Below are 16309 nucleotides of genomic sequence, written 5' to 3' on the forward strand. Positions count from 1 at the left end.
ATGATGCAGGAAACCGTGCTACACAAGATTGTCCGCGACAAAGCGCAATGGATCGCGGCGCGACAACAGCAACAGCCCCTGGCCGGCTTTCAGAATGACATCGTACCGAGCGAACGCAGCTTCTACCACGCGCTGCAGGGCACCCGTACGGCTTTCATTCTCGAATGCAAGAAGGCCTCGCCTTCCAAGGGGCTGATTCGCGAGAGCTTTGATCCGGTGGAGATCGCCACGGTCTATAAAGATTTCGCCTCGGCGATCTCGGTGCTGACCGACGAGAAATACTTCCAGGGCAGCTTCGATTTCCTGCCGCTGGTCAGTAAGACCGTCAGCCAGCCGGTATTGTGCAAAGACTTTATCGTCGACCCGTATCAGATTTACCTGGCGCGCTACTATCAGGCCGACGCCATTCTGCTGATGCTGTCGGTGTTAACCGACGAGCAGTACCGCCAGCTGGCCGCGGTGGCCCACAGCCTCAATATGGGCGTGCTGACCGAAGTGATCAGTGAAGAAGAGCTGCAGCGGGCGATCGCGCTGGAAGCGCGCGTGGTCGGCATCAATAATCGCGATCTGCGCGATCTGAGCATCGATCTGGACCGTACTCGTCAACTGGCGCCGCGCGTGCCGCATGGCGTGACGGTGATCAGCGAGTCGGGCATCAACAACTATGGGCAGATCCGCGAGCTGAGCCATTACGCCAACGGCTTCCTGATCGGCAGCGCGCTGATGTCTGAACCCGATCTGCGCGCCGCCGTGCGCCGCGTGATCCTGGGCGACAACAAAGTGTGCGGCCTGACCCGCCCACAGGACGCCGCCGCCGCGTATCAGGCGGGCGCCATCTACGGCGGGCTGATTTTCGTCGGCCGCTCCCCGCGCTACGTGGATATCACCCGCGCCCGCGAAGTGATTTCCGGCGCGCCGCTGAAGTACGTCGGCGTATTCTGCGACGCCCAGGTCGAGACCGTGGCGTTGACCGTTGAGCGCCTCGGTCTGCACGCGGTGCAATTACACGGCGCGGAAGACCAGGCTTATATCAGCGCCCTGCGCGCCCGCTTGCCGGCCGATTGCCGCATCTGGAAAGCGCTGAGCGTGAAAGATCGGGTGCCGGCGCGCGATTTGCAGTATGTCGATCGCTACCTGCTCGACAACGGTGCCGGTGGCACCGGCCAACGCTTCGACTGGTCGGTATTGCAAGACGAAGATCTGACTAACGTGATGCTGGCGGGCGGCCTGCGCGCCGACAACTGCGTCGAAGCGGCCAAGCTCGGCTGCGCCGGGCTGGACTTCAACTCCGGCGTGGAAAGCGAACCGGGCATCAAAGATCCCGCGCGCCTGGCCTCGGTCTTCCAGACCCTGCGCGCCTACTGAATACGGCTCAACATTAATAACGGATAATAACGGGAACTCTCATGACGCTGCTTAACCCCTACTTCGGCGAATTTGGTGGCCAGTATGTGCCGCAAATTCTGATGCCGGCCCTGAAACAACTGGAAGAAGCCTTTGTCAGCGCTCAGCGCGATCCGGCGTTTCAGGCGGAATTCATCGATCTGCTAAAGAACTACGCAGGCCGCCCGACGGCGCTGACGCTGTGCAAAAACCTCACCGCCGGCAGCAACACCAAGCTTTATCTGAAGCGTGAAGACCTGCTGCACGGCGGCGCACACAAGACCAACCAGGTGCTGGGCCAGGCGTTGCTGGCCAAGCGCATGGGCAAAACCGAGATCATCGCGGAAACCGGCGCAGGCCAACACGGCGTCGCGTCGGCGCTGGCCTGCGCGCTGCTCGGCCTGAAATGCCGCATCTATATGGGCGCCAAAGACGTCGAGCGCCAGTCGCCAAACGTGTTCCGCATGCGGCTGATGGGCGCGGAAGTGATCCCGGTGCACAGCGGCTCCGCCACCCTGAAAGACGCCTGCAACGAAGCGTTGCGCGACTGGTCCGGCAGCTATGAAACCGCGCACTATATGCTCGGCACCGCCGCCGGCCCGCACCCGTACCCCACCATCGTGCGTGAATTCCAGCGCATGATCGGCGAAGAAACCAAAGCGCAGGTGCTGGAGCGCGAAGGCCGCCTGCCGGATGCGGTCATCGCCTGCGTCGGCGGCGGCTCCAACGCCATCGGCATGTTCGCCGATTTTATCGATGACGCCGACGTTGGGCTGATCGGGGTGGAACCTGCCGGCCTGGGCATCGAAACCGGTCAGCACGGCGCGCCGCTCAAGCATGGCCACGTCGGCATCTACTTCGGCATGAAGGCGCCGATGATGCAGACCGCCGAAGGCCAGATTGAAGAATCCTATTCGATCTCCGCCGGGCTGGACTTCCCGTCCGTCGGGCCGCAGCACGCCTTCCTGAACAGCACCGGCCGCGCCGAATACGTGTCGATCACCGACGACGAAGCGCTGGAAGCGTTCAAGGCGCTGTCGCGCCATGAAGGCATCATCCCGGCGCTGGAATCCTCACACGCCCTGGCGCACGCGCTGAAAATGATCCGTGAAACGCCGCAAAAAGAGCAAATCTTGGTGGTCAACCTGTCCGGCCGCGGCGACAAAGACATATTTACCGTTCACGACATTTTGAAAGCACGGGGAGAAATCTGATGGAACGTTATCAGCAACTGTTCACGCGTTTGGAAAGCAGCAAGGAAGGCGCCTTCGTCCCGTTCGTGACGTTAGGCGATCCCAATCCGACGCTATCGCTGCAGATTATCGACACCCTGATCGAAGCCGGTGCGGACGCGCTGGAGTTGGGCATCCCCTTCTCCGATCCGCTGGCGGATGGCCCCACTATCCAGAGCGCGACGCTGCGCGCTTTCGCCGCCGGCGTCACGCCGACCCAGTGCTTCGAGATGCTGGCGGCCATCCGCCAGAAGCACCCGACCATTCCCATTGGGCTGCTGATGTACGCCAATCTGGTGTTCCATAAAGGCATCGATGCGTTTTACCAACGCTGCGCCGAAGTGGGCGTGGATTCGGTGCTGGTCGCCGACGTGCCGTTTGAAGAGTCTGCGCCGTTCCGCGCCGCGGCCATTCGCCACGGTATCGCACCGATCTTCATCTGCCCGCCGAACGCCGATGACGATCTGCTGCGTGAAATCGCGTCGCACGGCCGCGGCTACACCTACCTGCTGTCGCGCGCCGGCGTCACCGGCACCGAAAGCCGAGCGCAGCTGCCGTTGCATCACCTGGTGAACAAGCTGCGCGAGTATCACGCCGCGCCGCCGCTGCAGGGCTTCGGCATCTCCGAACCCGAGCAGGTGAAGGCGGCGCTGCAGGCCGGGGCCGCCGGCGCGATCTCCGGCTCGGCAATCGTCAAAATCATCGAACAGCACCATGCCAACCCGGCGGAGATGCTGACTAAGCTGGCGGCCTTTGTCAGCAATATGAAGCGCGCCACCCGGGCGTGATCCTCTTTAGCGAGCGCCCTGCCGGCGCTCGCTTTAACAGCTTGTTTCCCTTCAAAGTTTGTTCCATTTATTTACAGCAAAAATTTGAACAAAACCCAGTCTTGTCTCACAATGAACTTTGTTCGCTATGCATTTCTTCGTTTGATTTGGGGAATGCGCTCGCTGCGGCGAAAAACCGTAGCGAATTTCAACCATAACATTGCATGGAGAGTAATTTATGAAGCTGTTTAAAACCCTTTCGGCCTTGTGCATGGCAGCCGTTGTGGCGGTCGCGGTGAGCGCTTGCGCGCCGACGGCAAAATCAGAGGGAACAGGCGGTTATATCGATGACACTGTGGTCACCACCAAAGTGAAATCGGCGTTGCTGGCGGATAAAAACATCAAGTCACGCGAGATTAGCGTGGAAACCTTTAAAGGGCGCGTACAGCTGAGCGGCTTCGTGACGTCCAGCGATGACGCCAACCGTGCGGTGCAGGTCACACGCGGTGTAGCCGGCGTGAAATCTGTTGAAAACGTGATGCAGATTAAATAATACCGACACAGGGAGGCGCAACGCCTCCCTGCTTGAAGCCTTCATCAGAAGCGGTAACCCGCCCCGAACATGAACACCCACGGATCCAGACGCGTATCGAAGCTATGGTGCCCACCATTCGCATCGTTGAAGCGAGTTTTGGTTTCGATGTTCATCCACCACACCGACATGTTCAGCATCCAGTGCTCATCCAGGTTGTAATCCAGGCCGGCCTGCGCCGCCACGCCCCAGGAATCTTTCAGATCGAGGTCGCTCAACCCGGCGCTTTTGCCGTAGTCGTTGAACTTCTCGTCGAAGAAGGTGGTGTAGTTAACGCCAACGCCCAGGTAAGGACGCAGTTTGTCCTGCTTGTCGCCGAAGTAGTATTGCGCCATCAGCGTAGGCGGCAGTTGGTGAACGGTCGCCAGATCGGTACCGCCCAGCGTCACCTTGTGGCGGAATGGCGTTGCGGCCAACAACTCAACGCCGATGTTGTCCGTCACCATGTAACCGAAGGTCAGACCGAGCTGGGTGTTGTTTTTCGCATCCAGCGAGCCCAACCCCAGTACGTTGTCTGAACCCGCATTTGGACGCACGGTCGCGGTTCCCGCGCGGAACAGGAAATCACCGGCCTGATGCGCACTTGCCAACATAGGCGCCATCATCGTCGCCAATACCATCAGAGTTGTCTTTTTCATTATCCATTCCATTTGTGTGGTTAATCGCTCGAGGGGGAATATACCTACTTTCGGGTATTTGTGATCCCATCGAGATCACATCTTATGTGTAAAAATTTAAAATCCCACTAAAAACAAGGTTACCTAACCGTCTAATAAATCGAGGATTGATCTGCATCAAAAAAACGATTTTGTTGCAAATTATCTACATGTTCAAATTTCAGTTGCGGAGAAAAATGCGGCTGAGGTAATTTCATTTTCCGTGTTGGTTTTGGTTGGTGCCGTGAGGAGTCGGCGGGCAATCAAGATGAGCGAAATCCTTAATCCCTGTGTCAGCTGCGGCGCATGCTGCGGTTATTTTCGAGTGTCATTCTATTGGGCCGAAGCCGAAGACGGCGGCGGCACCGTCCCCCTTTCCCTGACGGAGCCTTTGAGCCCGTTCCTGCGCTGTATGCAGGGGACCAACAGCAAGTCCCCGCGCTGTAACGCGCTGGACGGCGAGATCGGCAAAGCCGTGTCCTGCTCGATCTACCTCAATCGGCCCAGCCCGTGCAGAGAGTTCGATCAGTCCGGTGAAAACGGCCTGCGTAACGAAGCCTGCGATCGCGCCCGGGAACGCTACGGCCTGCCCCCCTTGCCGGTGCCCTTGCCGCTATCGCTGCCTGAGACGACGATCGTTGAAGAAATAGGCGTAGTGCAATTCGCGGGGTGCCACAGCGGCGTGGAACAGGGTACAATCACCCACTGATTTATCTCTGTTTTCCCGACGCCAAGGAGTCTGCATGCCTATCACGGCCAACGCTTTGTACCGTGACAGTTTTAACTTTTTACGCAATCAACTGGCCAGCATCCTGATGCTGGCGCTGTTGACGGCGTTTATCTCCGTGCTGCTGAATCAGGCCTTCAGCCCCGATGCCGAACAGTTGGCGACGCTCGCTGCCACCACCAGCGATTTCGCTTCCTCTACCGGCATGGGCATTCAGGAAGTGATCCAGCAGATGACGCCGGAACAGCAGATGGTGTTGCTGAAAGTGTCGGCGGCCGCCACCTTCTCCGCGCTGGTCGGCAACGTGCTGCTGGTCGGCGGGATGCTGACGCTGATCCGTCTGGTGTCGCAAGGGCAACGCACCAGCGCCCTGCGCGCGCTCGGCGCTTCGGCGCCCGATCTGCCGCGCCTGTTGTTGCTGCTGTTTATCTGCACCCTGCTGATCCAACTTGGCCTGACGCTGTTTGTGGTGCCGGGCGTGCTGATGGCTATCGCCTTCGCACTGGCGCCGGTGATCGCCTCCGTCGACAAAAAAGGCGTCTTCGCTTCGCTCAAGCTGAGCAGCAAATTAGCCTTCGCCAATGCGCGCGTGCTGGTGCCGGCGATGATGCTGTGGCTGGCGGCCAAGCTGCTGGTACTGTTTTTGGTGAGCCATCTGTCGGTACTGACGCCGAACGTCGCCAGCGTGGTACTGACCGCGTTGAGCAACCTGGTGTCTGCTCTGCTGCTGATCTACCTGTTCCGTCTGTACATGCTGCTGCGCGGCTAACGTCGACGCGACCAAAACCCAAGGGGCACGCTTCGGCGCGCCCCTTTTTTTGTTTACCCCACCACGGCGGCTTCCGCCTGCTCCTTACTCTGAATCAGTTTCAGGGCCAGATACAGGTCCGGCACCAAAATCAGCTCTTTGTCGCGCCCTAAGCGGTTGATGCGGAACCAACGCGTCAGCTCGGTGCGGCGCCCCGCCAGCACTAGCCTTACGTTACGCTGTAACAGGTCGCGTTTCAGTTCGTCGATGGCCGCCAGCACGCTGATATCGGCGTGGGTGAAACTGGCCACCGCATCCACCACCACCCAACGTGGCTGGAACGGCGTGCCGTCGACCAAATTGAGAATACGGCGTTTGAAATACGCCACGTTGAAATAGGTCAGCGGCGAATTGAAGCGATACATCATGACGCCAGGCACCGCCTTCACCCCATTGTTATTGCCCATGGAATGGATCATGCCTTCGTCGTTGACGCCCAGCAGCTGTTCCGTCGGCCGGAAGACGGTGCGCAGAAACTGCATCAGCCCCAGCAACACCGCCAGCCCAATGCCGCTGATCACCCCCACCAGCAGCACGCTGAGGAAGGTAAACAGCGCCAGGCGGAACGCCTGCGCGTTGCGACGGCGCAAGATCCAGATGCCGCGGATGTCCAGCAGCGACCAGGCCGCATACATCAGCACCACGCCCAACCCGGCCACCGGAATAAACTGCAGCGGCGCCATCAGGAACAGCAAGACAAAGGCAATGACCGCGGCGGCGATGATCGACACCAGTTGGCTCTTGCCGCCGTTGGCATCATTCACCGCGGTGCGCGAATCCGCGCCGCTGATGGCGAAACCTTGCGACAGCGCAGAGACGATATTCACCAGCCCCAGCGCGCGAAACTCGGCGTCGGCGTTCACCTCATAACCGTTTTTGGCGGCGAAGCTGCGGGCGGTGAGCATCATGCTGACAAAACTCACCACCGCCAGGTTAAGCGCCGGGATCACCATGTCGCGCAGCAAACCGGGCTGGAAGTCCGGCCACTGGACGATCGGCAGCACGCCGCTGAAACCGCCCACCGTCACCACGCCATGCTGCTGCAGGCCGCCCGCCCAGGTCACGAACGCCGCCAGCACGATAGCGAACAGCGGCGCCGGCCAGTTAGGCCGCCATTTTTTAAATCCGAGCAGCGTCACCAGCGTCAGCAACGACACCGCCATCGTCAGCCAGTCGCTGTGCAGCAGGTTACCGGGCAGCGCGTAGATGCGCTCGATCAGCTGTGCCGGGCGCATCGTAAACCCCAACACCTTGCCGATCTGATCGACAATAATGGTGATCGCCACCCCGTTCAGCAGCCCACTGAGGATCGGCCGCGACAGCAAATCCGCCAGCGCCCCCAGCTTGAACCGGCTGGCCAGCAGGCACCAGCCGCCCATCATGGCGGTCATCATAATGGTCAGTTGCCAATGGCGTTCCATATTGCCCGCTGCCAGCGGCGTCACCACTGCGGCGATCACCGCGCAGGTGGCAGCGTCGGGCCCGACGATCAGCTGGCGCGACGAGCCGAACAGCGCGTAGGCCATCATCGGCAAGATACAGGAGTAGAGCCCCACCACCGGGCTGACCCCGGCCAGTTCGGCGTAGGCGATGGCCACCGGGAGGGCGACGGCGGCGACGGAAAGGCCGGCGCGAATATCCGGCTTGAGCCAACTGCGTTGATAGCCCAATAAATGCGTCAAACCAGGCGTCAGGGCCTGGAGAGATTTCCACTGCATGCTTGTTTTCCGCGGTAAATTATCTGGTTATTATGACACTTACTATGCGGCCTGCGGCCCGCGCTGGCAATGTACCGGCACTTTCTTGCGTAAGTTTATGCAAATTCCTGCTTTCGCGGCAGAAATCCGCCGGCCAAACGCCGATAATCGGCAACGCCCGGCGGTACACAGAGCTCGCCGAATCCGGTATAGTCGGCCGATGAACAGATGATGGATTGATTTATGAAGCAGTTTCTTGATTTCCTCCCGTTAATTGTCTTTTTCGCGTTTTACAAGCTGTACGACATTTACGTTGCTTCCGGCGCGTTAATTGTCGCCACCGCGCTGGCGCTGGTGTTCACCTGGGTGAAATACCGCAAGGTCGAGAAGATGACGTTGATCACCTTCCTGATGGTGCTGGTATTCGGCACCCTGACGCTGGTGTTCCACAACGATTTGTTCATCAAATGGAAGGTCACGGTGATTTACGCGCTGTTCGCGCTGGCGCTGCTGATCAGCCAATGGGTGCTCAAAAAACCGCTGGTTCAGCGCATGCTGGGTAAAGAGCTGACGCTGCCGGACAAAGTGTGGAGCAACCTTAACCTAGCCTGGGCGATCTTCTTCCTGGCCTGCGGCCTGGCGAACATCTATGTCGCCTTCTGGCTACCGCAAAGCGTCTGGGTCAATTTCAAAGTCTTTGGCCTGACGGTACTGACGCTGGTCTTCACCCTCCTCAGCGGTATCTATATTTACCGGCACATGCCGGAAGAACAGAAAAAATAGTTACAAAATTGTTAATGCCTGCGGCGCTTGCCGCGGGCAGTATGATGTTATTCCCTCCTTTTAAAAGCAGACTGCTATGACACAACAACGACCTTTACCCAGCGGCGAGCTGGTGCTGCGCACGCTGGCGATGCCGGCTGATACCAATGCTAACGGTGATATCTTCGGCGGCTGGCTGATGTCGCAAATGGATATCGGCGGCGCCATCCAGGCCAAAGAGATCGCCGAAGGGCGCGTGGTGACGGTACGCGTAGACGGCATGACCTTCCTGAAACCGGTGGCGGTAGGCGACGTGGTTTGCTGCTATGCGCACTGTATCCGCACCGGGCGCAGCTCGATCACCATTAATATCGAAGTGTGGGTAAAGAAAGTTTCTTCCGCCCCGATCGGCCAGCGTTACCGGGCGACCGAAGCGGTGTTCACCTATGTGGCGGTCGATGCGGAAGGCAACTCGCGCGCGCTGCCTGAGGGCAAAATGAATTTCCGCGTCGGTTTCGAAGAATAAGATGATTGAAGCCAACAGCATACTGCTGTTGGCTTGCCGCTTTATCCGTGGGCATATTTAAATGCCGCATCAAATAACCTGATAATAGTTCTCATCATCCATAGTCATTACGTCTTTCAGCAATGAAGCGCCCTCTTCCTCGTCTGTCAGTGATTGGCGCACTTTTTGTGTTTTCAGACCCAACTTCCGTATCAATTTCATATCCTGATCCTCATCGGGATTCGTTGCCGTTAACAATTTGCATCCATAGAAAATTGAATTGGCCCCCGCCATAAAACACATGGCCTGCATTTGCTCATTCATTTTCTCGCGCCCTGCCGCGATGCGCACGTAGGAGGTAGGCATCATGATTCTGGCAACGGCAATGACGCGGATATAGTCAAAGGCATCCACCGGCTCACTGTCTTCCAGGGGGGTGCCCGCCACCTTGACCAGCATGTTAATGGGCACACTTTCCGGCGCTTTAGACAGGTTGGCCAATTGCAAAAGCAGACCTATCCGGTCTAGGTTACTTTCACCTAGTCCCAATATTCCACCGGAGCAGACCTTGATGCCGGCCGCCCTGACTTTATCGATCGTCGTTAATCTATCCTGATAAGTGCGGGTTGTGATGATGCTGCCATAATATTCGGGAGAGGTATCCAGATTGTGGCTATAGTAGTCTAAGCCAACGTTAGCCAATCGCTCGACCTGAGAATCAGTCAGTTTTCCCAGCGTCATGCAGGTTTCCAACCCCAACGCCTTAACCCCTCTGACCATCTCCTCCAAATAAGGCATATCGCGTTCGTGAGGATTACTCCAGGCCGCTCCCATGCAAAATCTCGAGGAGCCAGCCTCTTTCGCTGTACGGGCTGACTGTAAGACTTTTTCTACCTGCAACAACTTTTCTGCCCGCAATCCTGTTTTATACCTTGCGCTTTGCGAACAATATTTGCAGTCCTCTGGGCACCCTCCTGTTTTAACAGACAGCAAAGTGCTCATTTGTATTTCCAGCGGATCAAAATGTTGACGATGCACCTTTTGCGCATCATAGAGCAAATCCAACAAAGGCTTATTAAACAGCACTTTCACTTTATCAATCGTCCAGCTCATATTTTCATCCTGATGTTATTCGCAGTGACAGCCTCGTCAGACAGCCCCCGTTCTGTCACACAGGTTAACGGAGACTTCACTGACCTGAGTGGCTGTTTGAGACCGCACCTTCCCTCGCTCACCGACGAACAATGCAGTGGTCGTCGGCTTAGCGGGCGTAGTGACAAATCTCGCTCCGCATTCAAGCAAATCACCCCTCACTTGTAAACTTGAATTACAGATCGCATGTTTACCATTGGTTATTTTTCAAACCAATTTGACGCATAATCACGACAGGAATAAATTTAAAACCTGCGTATCCATGTCAAAAAAACTCATAACCTGATGAAAATGAATGTTTTTCAACAGGCATGTAAAAGTATTGCTATGAGAACGGTGAAGTTTGCCGGCAGATTGCGAATATTTATGAGGATAAATTTGGCATTGCGGTAGGAAAAAGAGGACGTTCACGTAAAACAATCAACGTGAATTATCAGGTCTGGATAGCTTCCTCGCCCAGGCATCGGGCGAGGAAGTCAAGGGGGGTAGTCAGATGAAGCGACAAACGATCAACACGCTTGATATCTGTCGCCAGATCTACCTCAGTTCAATTCGGTCGAGCCATCCAGCTTGAAGCGAATGTTGACGATGAGATCTTTCGCTTCTTTGGCTTCATAGCGCCATTTGCGTAGCGCCTGCTTCACTTCGCGCTCGAACATATTGCGCGGTTCGGCCGACAAGATACGCACGTTACTCAAGCGACCATCGCTGTCGACATCAAACTGGACCCTAACACTGCCTTCAATCTGTAAGGCCAGCGCGCGCGGCGGATACATCGGTTTGGACTGCACCAACGCCTTCGGCACGACCTCGCGCGAGTTCCCCTGCACCGGCGCGGCAGGCGCCTGTTTCACCGGCGCTTTGTCGATCGGCTTGGCCGGCGAATCGTTGTTGAACGGTGACGGTTCGCGCGGCTCGACTTTTTTCGGCTCCGGTTTGACCTGTTTTTCGACCTTTGGCTTCGGCTTAGGTTTTGGTTTCGGCTTGACCGGCTCCGGCTTCACGATCGCCTTCGGCGGCGGCTCCACAATAGGTTCCGGTTCTGGCTCCGGCTCAGGTTCGACCTGCGGCGGCTCCGGCTCGGCCGGCGCCGGCGGAGGCGGTTCGGCCATCGTGGCGGTATTGACCATCATGACGCTGATCGGCGCGTCCTCTGGCTTCGGCAGCTCCACCACTTCGTTTACCGAAGCGTAAAGCAATCCCGCCACCAGGGCGCTGTGCAGGCCTACGGACAAGACGAAAGGCACGGATATACGGCGATTAAGGAACATCTTTTTTAGCGGCATAATGATTCTGTTTCCTCTGGTTCGCCAAGTTTAAATGCAAATAGCAATCATATTCAATAACGAAAGGCAAACTATCGCTTTAATCGTCAGTATGCGCGGCTAAAACCAGCAAACTCATAAGGATATTAACCTTGCCGTTGCTTTTTTACCGCCGGGGCGACACGCTTCATTAACGTTTGGCCAGGCGTCAAAAAGTAAAAAACCCGCCGGAGCGGGTTAATTGCGGTGAGTCAGCGCTATTCTTCATCACCATAGTAAAGCACGCCCAGTTTGATCAGCGGTCGCCCTTGCGCCTTACGGTGCAGGTTGGTGTCGCGCAGCGAATAGACGCAGCCGCAGTATTCCTGCTGATAGAAGCGTTCGCGCTTGCTGATCTCTATCATGCGCGACGAACCGCCCTTCTTGCGCCAGTTGTAATCCCAGTACACCAGATCGGGATACTTTTCCGCCGCCCGGATGCCGCAGTCGGTGATCTGCTGCATATTCTTCCAGCGCGAGATACCCAGCGAACTGGAGATAGTGTCATAACCATGCTCATGCGCATACAGCGCCGTGCGCTCGAAACGCATGTCGAAACACATGGTGCAGCGGATACCGCGCTCCGGCTCATTCTCCATCCCCTTGGCGCGGGCGAACCAGTTGTCGGTGTCGTAATCGGCATCAATGATCGGCACCCCGTGCTGCTCAGCGAAACGGATGTTCTCTTCCTTGCGCAGCAGATACTCTTTTTGCGGGTGAATGTTGGGGTTATAGAAGAAAATGGCGTACTCGATCCCGGACGCCTGGATCGCTTCCATCACTTCGCCGGAACAGGGCGCGCAGCAAGAGTGCAGCAGCAATTTACTTTTGCCCGCCGGCAAATCGAGTTTTTCCCTTACCAGTTCCGTCATGTCCTCACCTCAATGGCATATCAGTTTAAGCGCGCCGCACTATACGAATAAAAAGTAGCGGCTTCAAGGCATAAGCGCCAATCCGCGGGGAAATTCGCCGCGTACCGTTCCCCTGCCGCGCCTTTTGCGCTACCTTGGTAGCACCGTTTTATAGCCATGATTTTAAAGGTGAAACATGCTTTATCTGATCTACGCGCAAGACGTCCCCAACTCGCTGGAAAACCGTCTGGCGGTGCGCCCGGCACACCTGGCGCGCCTGCAGGCGCTGCGCGACGCCGGCCGCCTGGTGGTCGCCGGCCCTAACCCGGCCATCGACAGCAACGATCCCGGCGCCGCCGGCTTTACCGGTTCAACGGTGATCGCCGAATTCGCCTCGCTGGCGCAAGCTCAGGCCTGGGCGCAGCAGGATCCCTATATCGCCGCCGGCGTCTATGCCGACGTGACGGTGAAGCCGTTCAAACAGGTGTTCTGACCTGCTGCGCGCTGCCTGATCGGGAACGGAGCACCGTTCCCGGATCAATGCGTGCTCTCACCCTAACCCGTCGGTAGAAAAAATGCTCTCTCGCCAGGGGACATAACGCCGCCTGCCTATACTCTCCTGAACCAGCGGCATCGCCGCGAACTCTGGAGATCGACCGATGCGACTCGACGTACACGCTCACCTGTGGAGCACGGAGTATCTGGATCTTTTGCAAGCGCATGGCGTACACGACGTTGCCGCCTATCGGCACCTGGGCGCCGGCCGCACCGAACGCGAACTCGACGCGCGTTTCGCCCTGCTGGACAACGCCGGCATCGACATGCAAATCCTGTCTGCGACGCCGCTGTCGCCGCATCTGGAAGACGAACAGGCCGCCGTAGAGGCCGCGCGCCGGATCAATGATGAATATGCGGAGCTGGTAGCGCGTTATCCCACTCGCTTCCGGGCTATCGCTTCTTTGCCGCTGCCGCATATCGACGCTGCGTTACGCGAGCTTGAAAGGGCCTTTACCCAGCTCGATATGCTGGGCGCCTGCATTACCACCTCAGTGCTCGGGCTGTCTATCGCCAATCCGCTGTTCGAGCCGCTCTATCAGGAACTCAATCGCCGCCGCAGCGTGCTGGCCATTCATCCCGCCGGCCGCGGCGCGCACTCGCCGCTCATCGCCGATTACGCCTTGACATGGTCGATCGGCGCGCCGATCGAAGACACGGTCGCCGCCATGCACTTTATCCTCAACGGCATCCCCCAACGCTTTCCTGAGATGAAAATCATTGTGCCGCACCTGGGCGGCCTGCTGCCGATGACGCTGGAACGTCTCGATCAAACCGTCGCGTGGGAGGCGCCGAACACGCCGGAACCGCCAAGCCGCGCCGCCCTGCGCATGTGGTACGACACGGTAGGCCACGATCAGGTGCCCGCACTGCAAGCGGCAGCAGCGACGTTCGGCGCAGAGCAGCTGTTGTTCGGCACCGATTTCCCGTTTCAGCCGGGCGAACTGTTTCAAACCACGGTGGACTACATCCGGCGCGCGGGATTGCCGGAGGAAGACGTGAACGCCATTTTGGATCGCAATGCGGCTGCGCTGTTTGGGCTGGGTGCGGACTGAAGATCCGTCCTCATTCAGTAACGGGCAAGAGACTCCATTCCGGCCCCCGGATTTCGGTTAGCCCAAGTGGGTTTTATGCGGTTCTTTCACGTTGTGCTTCACGCAGGCCAGCGACAGCCGCGCAAAACGCTGCGTCCTCAATGTCGCACACCCCTCGTAATAACGGGATGTGCGACATGTCGTGAACCGGTCAATGTTGGGAAACTGCGTCAGACCTGTCGCAGGTAAACGTCCGTAATACGCAGGTCAAAGTTGCTTTTCATTTCGGTGACGTCAATAAGCAAGAAAGCGTGCGTAGCCCAGTCCGGCGCTCGCTCGAAGGCGGGAGGCTGTGTCGGATAGCCCTGCATTTGGCCTGGGATGATAACGCTCTTCAGATCAGATTCATTGCCGCTAAATTGATAGGTGTAAACGTGACCGGTTTGCTGCTTGAGAATTTGGGGTTCAACGTCTTGTTGCGGACCATATTCGCGCAGTTTCGCCCATAGGATTTTGACCTGGCAGCGTTGCCCATCACCCGCGTAAGTGTTGGCGCGAACATGGTGAATAACGCTGCCGTAGCCTTTCAGGCTGAGGGTTCCCAGCACCGCCTGGAACAGGCCATTACCAGCGGCCGCGTTGCGACCCAATGAAACGAAATCGGCCTGGCGGATAAGGCTGAAATTGGTGCTGTTAGTCGTCCCCCACCCGTAGCGAGATTTGCGTACCGTATTAACGCCTCCCGGCGGCAGAACCCAAACTTCCTCAGTCCATTTGTCGCTACCGTTGCTATACGTCGTGCCATCCAGCCAATTGTCCTGTACGGCGGTATCGGTTCGCACCTGAGTTAACAGATAAGGCCAGGCGATAGGCAATTGCGTATTACGCAAAGAGACAGAACCCGTGCCATCAATCCAACCACTGACGTTGGTGTCACCACCTTGTTGCATCTGACCGATATTGACTTTATCAAATACCACTCGCGCCAAATCACCCACATAGAATGGGTTAGAGGTTGTCGGATAGGCCGTTGGGCTACCGCCGGCTTTGAAGGTAAACAGACCGCCGATAATGTTGACCTTGCAACGTTTAGCATCAGGAATGTTCAGGATGTAATTTTGTGGGCCATAGCCTTCAACGTGACAATCGCGGAAAATATGCTGCCCACCCTCGATATGCATATACTTTCCGACATGGCTGGAGGAGGTTTGCGGCCCGTTCTTACCGTAAATGTAATCAAAGGAACAGTTTAAGAAATAGCTGTAGCCCCCCTGTAATTTCACACCGCAATTGCTCTGAGCGAAAATGCAGCTGTGGAAATTCATCTCTTCACCGGAATTGGAAGTATTGTCGGGGAAGTAATAGCAAATGTCGCAGTGATTGAAACTAAAGCCATACATACGCAGGAAGTAGAAATCGGTAGTGCCGGTTATGCCATAGGCAAAACCTTCGATCCCACCGCCGATAAAGGTCAGCGAATTGCGGCCATAGCTTGCCGAGAGCGAAGTAGAAAACGTCATGCCATCGACAAATGAATTGGCGCCAGGGCCAATCATACGCAAATTTTTCACGCTGAGATTGCCCTGGGTATAACCGGCGTTGTTTTGCCATTGAATCGCGACTTTACGGTCGGTGGCGTTGCCCTGTGTCATGGCGCTAAAATCCAGCAAGGCGCCGGAGAAATCGTAATCGACGGTTTTCAAATCCAGCTTCAGCGTTTCCGTACATTTAAATTGCCCGCTCCCGAACTGCAGATTCCCGTTTTTCAATACGCGTGAACCGCTGGATACAGCCTGCGAACTGGCATAATCGTGAGCGGCTTGAATGGCAGCGGCATCCTCTGAAATACCGTCACCTTTCGCGCCGAACATATAAGGCGACACCGTGCCGGCAACGTCCAGGACGCGCACCCACAACCAAGCGGCGTTGGGGCGGATGAACATCCCGCCATCATCCATCGGTGTCGATTGTGCTTTGGCGACGAAGATACCGCCGCCGATGGGTTGACGATTGCCGGCATTCCAATCGCCGTAGTATGCGGTCACGGCGATCAATTCGCCGACTGCGCCAGGAAGAGTGTTTCGTAACGTAGCGATATCAGGGCAGGTATTCATCATATTATCCTCACAGAGTCACTGTATTTATATACAGCCATATAACTCTATGAACGAATGAACCGTGCATCAATAGCGGGAGTGTTGTTCTGTTGCCCACCGAACATACCGGTCTATTGGATGTAACGCCTCCTTCTGCTCCTTTTATCTCCCATACAAAAGCAGAGACA

The 16309-nt window shown here is 56.9% G+C and carries 16 protein-coding genes; 10 read left to right on the forward strand and 6 right to left on the reverse strand.

Features of this window, described 5'->3' with window-relative positions:
- Positions 1 to 3 precede the first annotated feature (3 nt).
- The 4 genes from trpCF to ACJ8IL_RS01660 all read left to right on the forward strand — a co-directional run bounded on the left by trpCF (position 4) and on the right by ACJ8IL_RS01660 (position 3935).
- Complete coding sequence (gene trpCF / locus ACJ8IL_RS01645) at positions 4 to 1365, forward strand: bifunctional indole-3-glycerol-phosphate synthase TrpC/phosphoribosylanthranilate isomerase TrpF (RefSeq protein WP_192839714.1); 1362 nt, start codon at positions 4 to 6, stop codon at positions 1363 to 1365.
- A 41-nt stretch (positions 1366 to 1406) separates the two neighbouring features.
- A complete protein-coding gene (gene trpB, locus ACJ8IL_RS01650; protein ID WP_060433180.1) occupies positions 1407 to 2597 on the forward strand; it encodes a tryptophan synthase subunit beta in 1191 nt (396 codons plus the stop codon).
- Positions 2597 to 3403 (forward strand): tryptophan synthase subunit alpha, encoded by an 807-nt coding sequence (trpA, locus tag ACJ8IL_RS01655; protein WP_025303052.1) that lies wholly within the window; start codon positions 2597 to 2599, stop codon positions 3401 to 3403. The genes trpB and trpA overlap by 1 nt, the downstream gene beginning before the upstream one ends.
- A 217-nt stretch (positions 3404 to 3620) precedes the next feature.
- On the forward strand, positions 3621 to 3935 hold the full coding sequence (locus ACJ8IL_RS01660) for a BON domain-containing protein (RefSeq protein ID WP_025303053.1): 315 nt from the start codon (positions 3621 to 3623) through the stop codon (positions 3933 to 3935).
- A gap of 44 nt (positions 3936 to 3979) precedes the next feature.
- Here ACJ8IL_RS01660 and ompW read toward each other — a convergent pair whose 3' ends face one another.
- Positions 3980 to 4612: an outer membrane protein OmpW gene (gene ompW / locus ACJ8IL_RS01665; protein ID WP_016927514.1), complete on the reverse strand. Its 633-nt coding sequence runs from the start codon at positions 4610 to 4612 to the stop codon at positions 3980 to 3982.
- Between the two features lie 286 nt (positions 4613 to 4898).
- Here ompW and ACJ8IL_RS01670 point away from each other — a divergent pair, with 286 nt between their 5' ends.
- Both ACJ8IL_RS01670 and ACJ8IL_RS01675 read left to right on the forward strand, forming a co-directional pair.
- Positions 4899 to 5339 (forward strand): YkgJ family cysteine cluster protein, encoded by a 441-nt coding sequence (locus ACJ8IL_RS01670; RefSeq protein WP_060423779.1) that lies wholly within the window; start codon positions 4899 to 4901, stop codon positions 5337 to 5339.
- Between the two features lie 34 nt (positions 5340 to 5373).
- Positions 5374 to 6126 carry a YciC family protein gene (locus tag ACJ8IL_RS01675; RefSeq protein ID WP_016927513.1) on the forward strand — a complete coding sequence of 251 codons (753 nt, stop codon included), beginning with the start codon at positions 5374 to 5376 and terminating at the stop codon, positions 6124 to 6126.
- 53 nt (positions 6127 to 6179) lie between these two features.
- On the opposite strand, the gene ACJ8IL_RS01680 is transcribed toward ACJ8IL_RS01675, so the two are convergent.
- A complete protein-coding gene (locus ACJ8IL_RS01680) occupies positions 6180 to 7883 on the reverse strand; it encodes a SulP family inorganic anion transporter (RefSeq protein WP_025303055.1) in 1704 nt (567 codons plus the stop codon).
- Between the two features lie 222 nt (positions 7884 to 8105).
- Between ACJ8IL_RS01680 and ACJ8IL_RS01685 the strand changes: the two genes are divergently transcribed.
- Both ACJ8IL_RS01685 and yciA read left to right on the forward strand, forming a co-directional pair.
- A complete protein-coding gene (locus ACJ8IL_RS01685) occupies positions 8106 to 8645 on the forward strand; it encodes a septation protein A (protein WP_016927511.1) in 540 nt (179 codons plus the stop codon).
- A 76-nt stretch (positions 8646 to 8721) separates the two neighbouring features.
- The gene (gene yciA, locus ACJ8IL_RS01690) at positions 8722 to 9150 is read left to right on the forward strand and encodes an acyl-CoA thioester hydrolase YciA (RefSeq protein WP_004932085.1); all 429 of its coding nucleotides are present in this window, start codon (positions 8722 to 8724) and stop codon (positions 9148 to 9150) included.
- 69 nt (positions 9151 to 9219) lie between these two features.
- Here the strand turns inward: yciA and bioB are convergent, their stop codons facing one another.
- From bioB to ACJ8IL_RS01705, 3 genes are all read right to left on the reverse strand, one after another.
- On the reverse strand, positions 9220 to 10242 hold the full coding sequence (gene bioB / locus ACJ8IL_RS01695) for a biotin synthase BioB (protein WP_117286753.1): 1023 nt from the start codon (positions 10240 to 10242) through the stop codon (positions 9220 to 9222).
- Between the two features lie 581 nt (positions 10243 to 10823).
- A complete protein-coding gene (tonB, locus tag ACJ8IL_RS01700) occupies positions 10824 to 11567 on the reverse strand; it encodes a TonB system transport protein TonB (RefSeq protein WP_147823874.1) in 744 nt (247 codons plus the stop codon).
- A gap of 236 nt (positions 11568 to 11803) precedes the next feature.
- Entirely contained in the window at positions 11804 to 12457 is a 654-nt protein-coding gene (locus ACJ8IL_RS01705; RefSeq protein WP_025303057.1) for an epoxyqueuosine reductase QueH, read from the reverse strand.
- Positions 12458 to 12632: 175 nt separating this feature from the next.
- Here ACJ8IL_RS01705 and ACJ8IL_RS01710 point away from each other — a divergent pair, with 175 nt between their 5' ends.
- Entirely contained in the window at positions 12633 to 12929 is a 297-nt protein-coding gene (locus tag ACJ8IL_RS01710) for a YciI family protein (protein ID WP_060433188.1), read from the forward strand.
- A gap of 166 nt (positions 12930 to 13095) precedes the next feature.
- A complete protein-coding gene (locus ACJ8IL_RS01715) occupies positions 13096 to 14046 on the forward strand; it encodes an amidohydrolase family protein (protein WP_060433189.1) in 951 nt (316 codons plus the stop codon).
- A 209-nt stretch (positions 14047 to 14255) separates the two neighbouring features.
- Here the strand turns inward: ACJ8IL_RS01715 and ACJ8IL_RS01720 are convergent, their stop codons facing one another.
- Positions 14256 to 16142, reverse strand: coding sequence for a hypothetical protein (locus ACJ8IL_RS01720; protein ID WP_080433021.1), 1887 nt, complete (start codon positions 16140 to 16142; stop codon positions 14256 to 14258).
- Between the last annotated feature and the right edge of the window lie 167 nt (positions 16143 to 16309).

Source organism: Serratia sp. CY47444, assembly GCF_052168635.1.
In the GTDB taxonomy this organism is placed as follows: domain Bacteria; phylum Pseudomonadota; class Gammaproteobacteria; order Enterobacterales; family Enterobacteriaceae; genus Serratia; species Serratia bockelmannii.

Excerpts from the sequence above, each read along its gene's own strand:
- ACJ8IL_RS01710 (WP_060433188.1), top strand. The coding sequence starts at position 12,633 with ATGCTTTATCTGATCTACGCGCAAGACGTCCCCAACTCGCTGGAAAAC.
- ACJ8IL_RS01660 (WP_025303053.1), top strand. The coding sequence starts at position 3,621 with ATGAAGCTGTTTAAAACCCTTTCGGCCTTGTGCATGGCAGCCGTTGTG.
- ACJ8IL_RS01680 (WP_025303055.1), bottom strand. The coding sequence starts at position 7,883 with ATGCAGTGGAAATCTCTCCAGGCCCTGACGCCTGGTTTGACGCATTTA.
- ACJ8IL_RS01720 (WP_080433021.1), bottom strand. The coding sequence starts at position 16,142 with ATGATGAATACCTGCCCTGATATCGCTACGTTACGAAACACTCTTCCT.
- bioB (WP_117286753.1), bottom strand. The coding sequence starts at position 10,242 with ATGAGCTGGACGATTGATAAAGTGAAAGTGCTGTTTAATAAGCCTTTG.
- ompW (WP_016927514.1), bottom strand. The coding sequence starts at position 4,612 with ATGAAAAAGACAACTCTGATGGTATTGGCGACGATGATGGCGCCTATG.
- tonB (WP_147823874.1), bottom strand. The coding sequence starts at position 11,567 with ATGCCGCTAAAAAAGATGTTCCTTAATCGCCGTATATCCGTGCCTTTC.
- ACJ8IL_RS01670 (WP_060423779.1), top strand. The coding sequence starts at position 4,899 with ATGAGCGAAATCCTTAATCCCTGTGTCAGCTGCGGCGCATGCTGCGGT.
- ACJ8IL_RS01705 (WP_025303057.1), bottom strand. The coding sequence starts at position 12,457 with ATGACGGAACTGGTAAGGGAAAAACTCGATTTGCCGGCGGGCAAAAGT.
- trpB (WP_060433180.1), top strand. The coding sequence starts at position 1,407 with ATGACGCTGCTTAACCCCTACTTCGGCGAATTTGGTGGCCAGTATGTG.
- ACJ8IL_RS01685 (WP_016927511.1), top strand. The coding sequence starts at position 8,106 with ATGAAGCAGTTTCTTGATTTCCTCCCGTTAATTGTCTTTTTCGCGTTT.
- ACJ8IL_RS01715 (WP_060433189.1), top strand. The coding sequence starts at position 13,096 with ATGCGACTCGACGTACACGCTCACCTGTGGAGCACGGAGTATCTGGAT.
- trpA (WP_025303052.1), top strand. The coding sequence starts at position 2,597 with ATGGAACGTTATCAGCAACTGTTCACGCGTTTGGAAAGCAGCAAGGAA.
- ACJ8IL_RS01675 (WP_016927513.1), top strand. The coding sequence starts at position 5,374 with ATGCCTATCACGGCCAACGCTTTGTACCGTGACAGTTTTAACTTTTTA.
- trpCF (WP_192839714.1), top strand. The coding sequence starts at position 4 with ATGCAGGAAACCGTGCTACACAAGATTGTCCGCGACAAAGCGCAATGG.
- yciA (WP_004932085.1), top strand. The coding sequence starts at position 8,722 with ATGACACAACAACGACCTTTACCCAGCGGCGAGCTGGTGCTGCGCACG.